Here is a 10,934-nt window from a genome sequence, read left to right as displayed (position 1 = left end):
TATTTTTCTTCTTGTGTTGATTTTGGCATAGTTTTTGACATATAGCCCTAGTTTACTAGAAAGTGCAATATGTGTGTGCACATTACCATAGATTCTTGACATTTGTAATTATTTATGATACTAATAATTATTAGTAAAGAAATAGTATTTTAATAACAAAAGAAGGATAGTAACCATGACCACCGATGAAAAAATTGTTCAGGTTAGTGAGAAATTTGGCATACCAATATATAAAATAAAACAAGCATTTGATTTGCCATTAGCATCATGTTCGGCCAGTACAATTGAGGAAGCTCAGGCAGCTTATGATAACGCTACCGAAGACAGCGAAACTGAATACGTTGCTTTTAAGAAATGGGTTGAACTGTTTTTGAACGAAGTAACCAAAATAACCACAATCGATGAAGCTAAAACGTCTTTTAATAACGCGCCGGATGACAGTGTCGAATCTCAAAACGCTGTTTTGCAAAAATGGATTGAGCTCTGTACAACAATTGAAGATGTCCTGGAAGTTTTCGCTAACACCTCTGAGAATAGTGAAGCTAAAAATGTTGCTCTAAAAAAATGGATCGAACTTTGTACTACAGCTAAGGAAGTAAGTCGGGTTATTTTTAACACTCCTGATGATAGTGAAGTTGAAAATATTGCTTTTAAAAAATGGGTTGAACTGTTTTTGAACGAAGTAACCAAAATAACAACCGTCGAAGAAATTAATACAGCTTTTGATAACACTCCTTACGATCGAGAAGCGGAAAGTGCTGTTTTAAAAAAAATGGATTGAGCTTTGTACGACAATTGAAGAAGTCTTGGAGGTTTTTAATTACATCACAAACTATAGTGAGGTGGAAAAATTAGCTATTAAAAAACTTTATAATCTTGTAGAGTAAAAAGCAATAAACCCAGTGATAATATCAATGGGTTTTTATTATTACTTTTATTTATTTGATAAAATGCTATTCTTGACAGATCCGATGTCTGGATTTATACTGTTTTTAGCCGTAGACAATGGGTGGTTAATCAATAACCTTAATAACCCATCGAGGTAACAATAAATACGGCTTTTATGGCCTTTTTTTTATACTTATGGACGGTAATGAAAAATTAATTTTTGGTTCAATTTTAATCAGCTATACGCTGCTAGTATTAGGCGTCTGGGAGTATTTGATCAGACCAATGATTACTTTTGCGCAAGACGTTATTCATACTTACTAAATTTATTATTATATTATATGGCAAAAACTAAGGTACAAAAGCAGAAAGAATTACAGTTATTGAAAGACAAAGTAGGTCAGGCAAAAAGTTTAATCTTTACCTCCTATGCTGGCTTATCAGTGGCTGCGGTCGAGGAATTAAGAAAGAAATTTCGTCAGGCAGGAGTTGAATATCAAGCGGCAAAAAAAAGATTATTTGATTTAGCGTTGGCTGATCAACAATTAGCTACCACCAAGATTCATGATTTGACAGGTAGTATTGCTGCGGCTTTTAGTATGGACGATGAAGTATCAGCAGCTAAGATTGCTCAAGAATTCAGTAAAAAGAATGAGCGATTGGAGATTAAAAGTGGTTTATTAAAAGTTGATGGTACTTGGAAACTGTTATCCGCTGAGGAAGTAAAGGCCTTAGCTAATTTACCGAGCAAAGAGCAACTATTAGCCAAGTTAGTTGGTACAATTAATGCCCCAGTCAGTGGTTTCGTTAATGTTTTGGCGGGTAATATACGAGGTTTATTGTATGCCCTCAAAGCTATTCAAGAAAAAAAATAATTTAAATATTAATTAAGAAACAATATGTCTGAAGAAAAAAAAGAAGTAGTCATTCCGGAAAAATTTAAAAGTTTAGTAGCCGAAATTGAGAAAATGTCTGTCTTAGACCTTTCCGAATTAGTAAAGGTTTTAGAGGATAAATTCGGCGTCAGTGCCGCCGCGCCAATGATGGCTATGGCCGCACCAGCAGCTGGTAGTGAAGTAGTAGCTGAGGCTAAAACTGAATTTTCCGTGGAGTTAACTAATGCCGGCGCTAATAAGATTAACGTCATTAAGGTGATTAGAGAAGTCACCCAGCTGGGACTGAAAGAAGCCAAAGATATGGCTGATGGTGCCCCAGTATTAGTTAAGGAAAATATGAAAAAAGAAGAAGCTGACGAGTTAAAGAAGAAATTGGAAACAGCAGGCGCTGTAGTAACTTTGAAGTAATACTATTTTAAGAGCAATCCAAAACAGCTCACTAGCTATACGGCAGTGGGTTGTTTTTTTTGTTTAGCAGTTGAGATTACTTAACTTTCTCGATGGTCATCTCCAAAATCTGTTGGCCATTAAGGAGGTAAGCTTTTTTATCCTTTTCGATGATGATGGCATCTTTTAATTGGTTAAAGGAACTAGATTGATATTGGTTAACCAAATCACCGTTTTTGTTGAGTACAATTAATTTATTATTACCCTGATCCAAAAGATAAAGATTAATAAAGTCTGGTTTAGTGAATATTTTCAGTGAGTTTGATAGTATTGGTTGAATATTAAGACTCATAGTACGATTGGAGCGTCCATTATTTAGAACGATTATTGAATCGTTTTTGACTAGATATAGATTGCCATCAATAGCCATACTTTGGTAGTTTTGTAGTTCTAAATTATCTCGTAGCCAAAGGCTAGCAGCCCCGAGACTATTGTTATTTTGTTGGTAGCGATAAATTTGTTTATTACCTTGATCAAAAATATAGAGACGACCATTATAACTATCCAAAGAGGTAATATCCCGACTACCAGAGCTTAGAGTGACAGTAATTTTGTTTAAAGAATCGTTTTGCCAACCGTAAAAATTGTTATTTTGATCAATGATTAATGGTTGGCCATTGGGTAAATAGCCATTGATTTTCCAGCCAGCAAAATTAGCTGGGTAAGCAAAATATTTATTATTATTGCCATCCTGTAAATCGATGCGCCAATAGCCATTGTTTTCTAACCAGGCAATCAGGAAATTGTTGTTTAACGAAATGCCTTTCACGGTTGTTTGATTTTGTTCTTGCGACCAAACAATTTTTGGTTGTTCAAGATTTCTAATGTTCCAAATACGGTCAGTGAGAATGACTATTTGATCTCGTAATCCCTGGACATTGCTGTCGTTATTTTGATCAGTGGGTAGCAATTTATTTAAGTCCATTAATTCTTGCCAGATTTGTTTGGCGCGATCGCGATTGCCGTAGATTAAAGCCGATTCAATTTCTTGCGATTTGGCATTGATATTATTTTGTAATTCAGTAAGTTGTTGCTGGGAAAGTCCTTGATCAGCTGAATTGATTAGTATAAATAAGATCGGTATTAATATAATAATGATTAAGACGATCAGATGCCGAAGGGTAAATTTAAAATTTTTAATATTAAAATATAGCGCGGGTCGGAAAAAATTAAAATATTTAATATTTTTTAACTGGTTACCAAGTAATATCGATAAGTTACTCAGTAAATTAACGAATCCGTGGTAGAGGATTTTTAATAGCGAATTTATTTTACCACCAATTTTTTTACTCCAAGGAGCAAGGCTTGATTGAGAAATTTTTTGCCATGTATTGACCCAGATCAGCGCCAGCGTCTGCCAGCTACTTGGTTGAGTCATAATTTTTTGAGTTTCTTTTTGGGTCGCTAGTAAATTATCCAAGGATTCCTTAGATTGTTTAGTGATTTTACTATTAAATTGATTATTCCACTGTTGGTATTGTTGAGTTGAATAACTTCCTGATTGCCTAGCTTGATTTATTTCTTGCTCCGCTAGGGGTTGTTTGATAATCAACCCCAAAAAGGAGACACGGGGTCCAACACCGGCGATCATATTTTTTATTTGTTCGGCGGCAGAGCTGGCTGGTATGGTGCTAATAATTTTACGAATTTTTTCTAGGGCTATGTAATCCAATAAGCTCGGTCCTGTTAATAGTAGCGAAAAGCCTTGATCGACTTTTCCCGTGATAACATTTTGGAATATTTTAATGGGGTTAATGGTTATTTTCTCCGTGCCAATAACGTCGGTAGCTTTATAATTATTCAAAATATATCCTTGCCACTGACCAAGAGTGGCAAAGTTTATCAATTCATCTCGATAGTTTCCGATTAGTAAATCCAGATTTTGTAATATTTTTTTGTCAGCTGGTAGATTTTGCGGCAACCAAGCATTCAATTCACTGAGAGTTGATTCTAACATTTTTGTACTATCTTCCAGGGGGCAGAAGTAATAAATATTTTCAATTTTTTCTATGAGCGCACCAATAAATTGATCATAGTCCGAACGCGGATTATGGATGTTAACTAACACAAAAAGTAAACCACTCTTTTTAATCTGTTCCGGGTTTTGACAAATATAAATATCAGCTATAGCATTAGCATGGACTGGGTCTTGTTGCCAAATACGGGCAATTTGGAGATTATTGTTCATTGATTTGCAAATTTAGACAAAATTATTATACTATATTTATATAATAGCGTAAAAGTAAAAATGTTAGAACAATTATTTAGTTCACGAACCAGAGAGAAATTGCTTTATTTATTTCTTTTTAATGGTCAGAAAAGATTCTATGTACGGGAAATTACACGGCTAATTGGCGAACGCCTGAACTCCGTGCGTCGAGAACTGGCCAATTTAGAGAAATTTGATTTAGTTGCCAGCGTTGATTTTGATCATCGCAAATATTATTATTTGAATCAAGGATTTATCTTACGAGAGGAGTTAGCTAATTTATTTATTAAAGCTCGACTTTTATTACAGAAAAGAATAATGGAGTCTATTAAAAAATACGATGGTATCAAATTTCTATCGTTACTGGGTTATTTTGTTAATGACGAGGAGGCTAAAACTGATATTTTGCTTATTGGTAATATGAACAAAAAAGATTTATCCTTTCTGATTCGTGAAATTGAAAAGATTACTCATCAGCCGATACGCTATACTCATTTTACTAACGCCGAGTATATTTATCGGCAGACCATGACGGATAAATTTTTATATGACTTATTAGAACGTAAAGCGATTATTTTAATAGATAAGATCAAGAAATGATTTTAGTAATACAATTTAGTCCAGATCACATCTGCTTTGAACTGTATGACGGCGTTTCTTTTATTGTTGCTGCTAAATTTCCTTATGGGAGAAATGAATATTTGCAACAATTAATTTCCTGGTTTGGTGATCAGAAGATCAAAACCAATGATTTAACAGCTATTGCAGTATATTATCAGCCAGCATCGTTTAGTAGTTTGCGTGGATTTACCGCTATTGCTAACGCTTTAGCTTGGTCACAGCAAATACCAATTTTTAAAGTAACCCACGGTCCGATTGACGAGGATGTGATAAAAAACATCATTAGCCAAAGTAAAAAAACAAAAAAAGGTTTTATTATCCCTGATTATTTCCGCGAACCAAATATTACCACAAAAAAATAAGTTATTTTGATAAATAAGATATAAACAGTTATTTATTTGACTGTTTTTTGTTTTTTTATTGTAATCTTGTGCATAAAGATGGTTGCGGAGTATCTATTTGTGGTATATAATAGTACTATAGGGTACAAAGTGGTTAAAAGTGGGGATAACTAAAATTACATCAATGTTTATTGGCGAATACTATCATAATTTGGACGACAAAGGACGCTTGGCTCTACCAGTTAAGTTTAGAGTCAAATTTAAAGGTGGATTGGTGATTACCAGAGGTTTGGATAATTGTCTTTTTGTTTATACGCGGCAAGATTGGCAAATACTTGCCGAAAAGTTAAGTAAGTTACCAATTAATCAAGCAAAAACCAGAGCCTTTGCCCGATTATTATTAGCTGGTGCAATGGATGTAGCGATGGATGGTCAGGGTAGAATAAATGTTCCTGATTATTTACTCAACTTTGGCCTGCTAAAAAAACAGGTGGTCATTACCGGACTTTATAATCGATTGGAAATATGGGATGAAAAGCAATGGCAAGAATATAAGCAGCGAACTGAGAAAGATAGTGGTGAGATTGCTGAAGCATTAGGAGAATTAGGAGTTTAATATGCCAGAGCATCAACCAGTTTTGTCCATTGAATTAGTAGCCAATTTACAGGTACAACCAGATTTAGATTATATTGATGCCACACTGGGCGCTGGTGGTCATGCACGAAAAGTATTGTTACTCAATGAACCACTGGGCAGATTAATCGGTTTCGATCTTGATCAAGAGGCATTGAGCATCGCACGGGAAAATTTGAAGAATTTTACTGGCCGTGTCAGCTATATCAATAATAATTTTAGTTCATTAAAGAAAAGTATTGCCGATCTCAATCTTCCGCAACTGCAAATTGGTGGTATCTATGCTGATTTAGGAGTTTCGTCAATGCAATTAGACCAAGCAAAAAAAGGATTTAGTTTCCGCATGGCGGGACCCTTGAAGATGAATTTTGATAGTAATGGTTTGATGTCAGCTGAAGATATTGTGAATAATTGGTCCGTAGATGAAATAGCACAGCTTATTATTCGCTATGGTGAAGATACCTTTGGACCCGTTATCGCTAAGGCGATTGGTGAATATCGTCAACAAAAGAGAATAGCGGACACCTGTGAGCTAGCGCAAATCATTGCTAGTGTGAAGCAACGCCGGGGAAGCAAGATTCATCCAGCCACCAAGACTTTTCAAGCTTTACGGATTGTGGTTAATGATGAGTTGGGACAGTTAGCTGAATTCTTAGAACAAGCAGTCAGTTTGTTACCCAGTAAAAGACGTTTAGTTGTTATCACTTATCATTCCTTAGAAGATCGAGTGGTCAAACAATATTTTAAAAAAGAATCAACCGATTGTTTATGTCCAAAAGAGTTGCCAGTTTGCTTCTGTCATCATCGGGCACGATTACGACTAATCAGTAAAAAATCCATCAGACCAGCGGCTGAAGAGATCAAGACTAATCCCCGAAGTCGCAGTGCCAAACTCCGAGTGGTCGAGAAAATATAGTCAATATGTTAGATAAATAATAATTAAAATTTAATATGCGAGGGCCAAAAACAAATTTTAAAATTGTTAGTTTTGTTCAATTACGTACTTTCTTAGTAGTGTTTTCCGTGGTAGCTTTATTTGGTTATCTGGGAATCATTAATAATTCTTCGACACTGGGCATTGAATATGCTAAATTGCAGAATGAGATTCAAACATTGCAAGCAACGAACAATGAACTGAAAATTCAAATCGGTAACCATCAATCCATTTCTCGAGTAGAACAGCTTGCTAGTCAGCTAAACATGGTAAAAGTTGATCAGTACACGTATTTAAATTCAGAAACAGCTGTAGCCATAGTTAAATAATTAATTTCTCCTATAATATAATAACTTTTCCAGCCCTATGTCCTTTTTCTAATCTTAGGGCTTTTACTTTTTATGATAGTTAAACATCTTGCTGCTAGCAGTCAAAATATTAATCGTCGTCTAACGGTGTTATTTATAGCTTTTTTAGTATTTGTCATAATTTTGATCATCAAACTAGCTATTTGGCAAATATGGGAGCATGATAAGTACTTGCAGTTAATAGATCGTAAGTTCAAAAATGAAGAGATTATACCAGCCAAACGTGGAGATATCTATTTACAGGATTATAAAGATAGTAGCAAACTGAGCGCTTTGGCGACTAATCGACAGTATTATCTTCTTTATGCCAACACCACAGAAGTAGCTAAGCCCGATAAGATATTAGAACAAATTATTCCTTTATTAAAGATTGAGGATCAAGATGAAAAGGACGCTATTTTAAAAAGACTTAGTAAGGAAAAGGATATTTATGAGCCACTAAAGAGAAAGTTAACAGAGGAGGATAAAGCAAAAATTGAACAAGAGAAAATTTCCGGTCTTTACTTCCAACCCGAATCGTTACGTTACTATCCGGAAAAAAATATCGGTAGTCATGTTGTCGGCTTTGTTGGCTACACCGATAGTGGTTATCAGGGTACTTATGGTTTAGAAGAATATTTTCAGCAAGAATTACGTGGCCGTGACGGACAGCGGACTTATAACAGCGACGCCCGTGGTTCAATCATCGCTACCTCTGATCGTTCTTGGCAACCAGCAGATGATGGTGTTAGTATGGTATTAACAATAGATCGTTCTTTGGAGTATTTTGCCTGTTCCATGTTAGAAAAGTATACTATTAAAGTGGGCGCATCTCGTGGTAGTGTTGTCATCTTGGATCCTAATAGCGGTGCTGTTATGGCCATGTGCGGTTATCCTGATTTTGATCCGAATGAGTACAATCAAGTAAGCGGTGCCGGAGTTTATAACAATACGATGGTGGCCGAGGCTTATGAGCCCGGATCGGTTTTCAAAGCTTTAACTATGGCCATTGCTTTAGACCAAAATTTAGTAACACCTGATACCACATTCACCGATACTGGTGAGGTGGAAATTGGTGGATATAAAATTCATAACGCAATGGATCGTAAATATGGCGAAGTAACGATGACCAGTGTGTTAGAGAATTCCATCAATACTGGTGCCATTTGGGTGGCGCGAAAAGTTGGATTAGAAAAATTTAGGACCTATTTACAAAATTTTGGCTTTGGTAAATTAACCGGCATTGAGTTAGGTAAAGAAGCCACTGGTAATATTTCTTCTTTAAAAAAGAAAGGGGATATCTATTTAGCCACCGCCTCTTTTGGACAGGGTATCACCGCTACGCCCTTACAATTAGTTACGGCCTTTTTGCCTTTAGCTAACGGTGGTAAATTTTATCAACCGTATTTGGTTGATCGATTGATCCGACCGAATGGTGTGGTAGAAAAAAAACAACCCATGATGTCGCAACAGGTGATCAGTCCTAAAACTAGTATGATTATTAGCGCCATGCTCGCATCAGTGGTAAAAAATGGCCACGCTAAGGGTGCGCAGATTAGCGGCTATTATGTGGCTGGCAAAACTGGTACAGCGCAAGTTGTAAATCAAGAAACTGGCAATTACGATAGCACGAAAACAATGCATACCTTTATCGGTTATGCCCCAGTAACCAATCCACGTTTTGTGATGATTACTAAATTTGATCATCCGAGCAATGTGCAGTGGGCCGATTCTTCAACCGTGCCACTATTTGCCGAGATTGCCCAATTTTTATTAAACTATTTACAAGTACCCGCAGAAATACATGAATAAAATATTTAAACAAATTTTGCAAATAATATTGAAATATCTCAGTATTTTAATATTACGCAAATATCACCCCCAAATCATTGGTATTACTGGCAGTGTTGGTAAGACCAGTGCCAAGGAAGCTATTTATACTGTTTTGTCCAAACAATATTTAGTGCGCAAGAATATCAAGAATTACAACAATGAAATAGGTGTGCCTTTAACTATTATTGGCGCTAGCAGCGGTTACCGTTCTGGTTGGCGCTGGCTAAGGGTGTTATTAAAAGCCAGCAGATTACTTATTTGGCGCATGGATAATTATCCGCAAATACTAGTTTTGGAAATGGGCGCGGATCATCCTGGCGATATTCAATATTTATTATCATTTATAAAATGTCATATTGGTGTTTTGACTACTGTCAGTGAAAGTCATCTGGAGTATTTTGGTGATATAGGAAACGTTGCCGTGGAAAAAAGAAATATTATTAGTCAGTTAGCGAAAAGCGATTTTGCTGTAATCAATATGGATAATGAAAAGGCTTGGCAACAAAAAATCTTTACTAAGGCCAGTGTTTATAGTTATGGAGAAAATGTCCAGGCTTTAATCAGAGCTAGTGATTTAACATTAATGCATCGCCAAAATGATTTTGGTTTAAATTTTAAGTTATATTATCAAGGAACAGTGGTGCCCATGTTTTTACCGCAAATTATCAGTCACCAGCAAGTATCGGCTATTTTGGTTGGTGTTGCTGTTGGTCTAATATTTAATATGAATCTCGTACAGATTGGTGAACGGGTAAATTTACATCACTCAACTCCTGGTAGAACCAAGTACATTCCTGGCGTTAAAGGAACTCATATAATTGATGATAGTTACAATTCGTCACCGATAGCTGTTATTGCCGCTTTGTCATTATTGATTGATCTGCCAATAGAAGCAGCAGGCAAGAAATGGATAGTCTTGGGTGATATGTTAGAATTAGGTCAAATTTCGGAATCAGCTCATCAAGAAATTGGTGCTCAGATCGCCAGTCGTAATATTGATTATTTGATTACCTTTGGTGAGAGAGCTCGTGATATTGCCCGCGGGGCCAGAAATAACGGTATGACGAATGATCGAATTTATTCATTCAATGATCATTACAGTATTAGCGTATTTTTGCAAGATCGAATAAAAAATCAAGATATAATTTTAATAAAGGGTAGCCAGGGAATGAGAATGGAAAAGATTGTCAAAGAAATTATGGCTGAACCAGAAAGAGCTCATGAGCTTCTTGTGCGGCAAGATAAAGAGTGGTTAAAGTAATCTCTACTTGACTTTTTGCTAAAAAAATGTAAAATGATGTTGATATAATTTTTTCTTATGCTGCTATCGTTCCACCTTCTCCGCCAAAGGCGGATACGGTGGGCAGGCTAATGGTTAGCCTCCCTGCAGGAGTCAGGGATACCAGGTTTTTCACCCTCCGGGTGACCACCCGCAGGGTGGCATCCTATAATTAATAACCAAATGAGTAAATATTATGTTTATGTATTAGTTAGTAAAAAAGATCACTCGACGTATATTGGTTACACCGAAGATATTAATAAAAGATTAAAGGAGCACAATCAAGGTAAAACAAAATCAATTAAACACAAGTTGCCAATGGTGTTAAAGTATATTGAAGAATATGATAATAAAACTTTAGCAAGAAAAAGAGAATTAGCTTTAAAACAAAATAGTTCAGCAAAAGAAAAGCTTTTTAGTCAGATATTTAAAAAATAAATTATTCTTGCCGCTATCGTCTAATGGTTAGGACACCAGGTTTTTCACCCTTCGGGTGATCGGTGAC

At 35.8% G+C, this 10,934-nt stretch carries 12 protein-coding genes; 11 read left to right on the top strand and 1 reads right to left on the bottom strand.

Features of this window, described 5'->3' with window-relative positions:
- Nucleotides 1-175: 175 nt before the first annotated feature.
- From COX77_03045 to COX77_03035, 3 genes are all read left to right on the top strand, one after another.
- Nucleotides 176-781 carry a hypothetical protein gene (locus tag COX77_03045; GenBank protein ID PIZ98931.1) on the top strand — a complete coding sequence of 202 codons (606 nt, stop codon included), beginning with the start codon at nt 176-178 and terminating at the stop codon, nt 779-781.
- Nucleotides 782-1,229: 448 nt separating this feature from the next.
- Entirely contained in the window at nt 1,230-1,763 is a 534-nt protein-coding gene (gene rplJ / locus COX77_03040) for a 50S ribosomal protein L10 (protein PIZ98930.1), read from the top strand.
- Between the two features lie 24 nt (nt 1,764-1,787).
- Complete coding sequence (locus tag COX77_03035) at nt 1,788-2,192, top strand: 50S ribosomal protein L7/L12 (GenBank protein PIZ98929.1); 405 nt, start codon at nt 1,788-1,790, stop codon at nt 2,190-2,192.
- A gap of 76 nt (nt 2,193-2,268) precedes the next feature.
- Here the strand turns inward: COX77_03035 and COX77_03030 are convergent, their stop codons facing one another.
- Nucleotides 2,269-4,419, bottom strand: coding sequence for a hypothetical protein (locus tag COX77_03030; protein PIZ98928.1), 2,151 nt, complete (start codon nt 4,417-4,419; stop codon nt 2,269-2,271).
- A gap of 60 nt (nt 4,420-4,479) precedes the next feature.
- On the opposite strand from COX77_03030, the gene COX77_03025 reads away from it, so the two are divergent.
- The 8 genes from COX77_03025 (at nt 4,480) to COX77_02990 (ending at nt 10,867) form a co-directional block, all read left to right on the top strand.
- On the top strand, nt 4,480-5,040 hold the full coding sequence (locus COX77_03025) for a hypothetical protein (GenBank protein PIZ98927.1): 561 nt from the start codon (nt 4,480-4,482) through the stop codon (nt 5,038-5,040).
- Complete coding sequence (locus COX77_03020; GenBank protein ID PIZ98926.1) at nt 5,037-5,423, top strand: hypothetical protein; 387 nt, start codon at nt 5,037-5,039, stop codon at nt 5,421-5,423. Before COX77_03025 ends, COX77_03020 begins: the two co-directional genes overlap by 4 nt.
- 163 nt (nt 5,424-5,586) lie before the next feature.
- The gene (locus COX77_03015) at nt 5,587-6,018 is read left to right on the top strand and encodes a cell division/cell wall cluster transcriptional repressor MraZ (GenBank protein PIZ98925.1); all 432 of its coding nucleotides are present in this window, start codon (nt 5,587-5,589) and stop codon (nt 6,016-6,018) included.
- Nucleotide 6,019: 1 nt separating this feature from the next.
- Nucleotides 6,020-6,952 (top strand): 16S rRNA (cytosine(1402)-N(4))-methyltransferase, encoded by a 933-nt coding sequence (locus tag COX77_03010; GenBank protein ID PIZ98924.1) that lies wholly within the window; start codon nt 6,020-6,022, stop codon nt 6,950-6,952.
- A 35-nt stretch (nt 6,953-6,987) separates the two neighbouring features.
- Nucleotides 6,988-7,299, top strand: a complete 312-nt coding sequence (locus COX77_03005) for a hypothetical protein (GenBank protein ID PIZ98923.1) — start codon at nt 6,988-6,990, stop codon at nt 7,297-7,299.
- Between the two features lie 72 nt (nt 7,300-7,371).
- The gene (locus COX77_03000; GenBank protein ID PIZ98922.1) at nt 7,372-9,129 is read left to right on the top strand and encodes a hypothetical protein; all 1,758 of its coding nucleotides are present in this window, start codon (nt 7,372-7,374) and stop codon (nt 9,127-9,129) included.
- Entirely contained in the window at nt 9,122-10,411 is a 1,290-nt protein-coding gene (locus COX77_02995) for a hypothetical protein (protein ID PIZ98921.1), read from the top strand. The genes COX77_03000 and COX77_02995 overlap by 8 nt, the downstream gene beginning before the upstream one ends.
- Before the next feature lie 201 nt (nt 10,412-10,612).
- Nucleotides 10,613-10,867, top strand: coding sequence for an endonuclease (locus tag COX77_02990; GenBank protein ID PIZ98920.1), 255 nt, complete (start codon nt 10,613-10,615; stop codon nt 10,865-10,867).
- The last annotated feature ends 67 nt before the right edge of the window (nt 10,868-10,934 follow it).

Source organism: Candidatus Komeilibacteria bacterium CG_4_10_14_0_2_um_filter_37_10 (assembly GCA_002793075.1).
Classification (GTDB): Bacteria; Patescibacteriota; Patescibacteriia; order UBA1558; family UBA1558; genus UM-FILTER-37-10.
The sequence above is the reverse complement of the archived record's forward strand: the minus strand, read 5'-3'. Positions and strand labels throughout refer to the sequence as shown.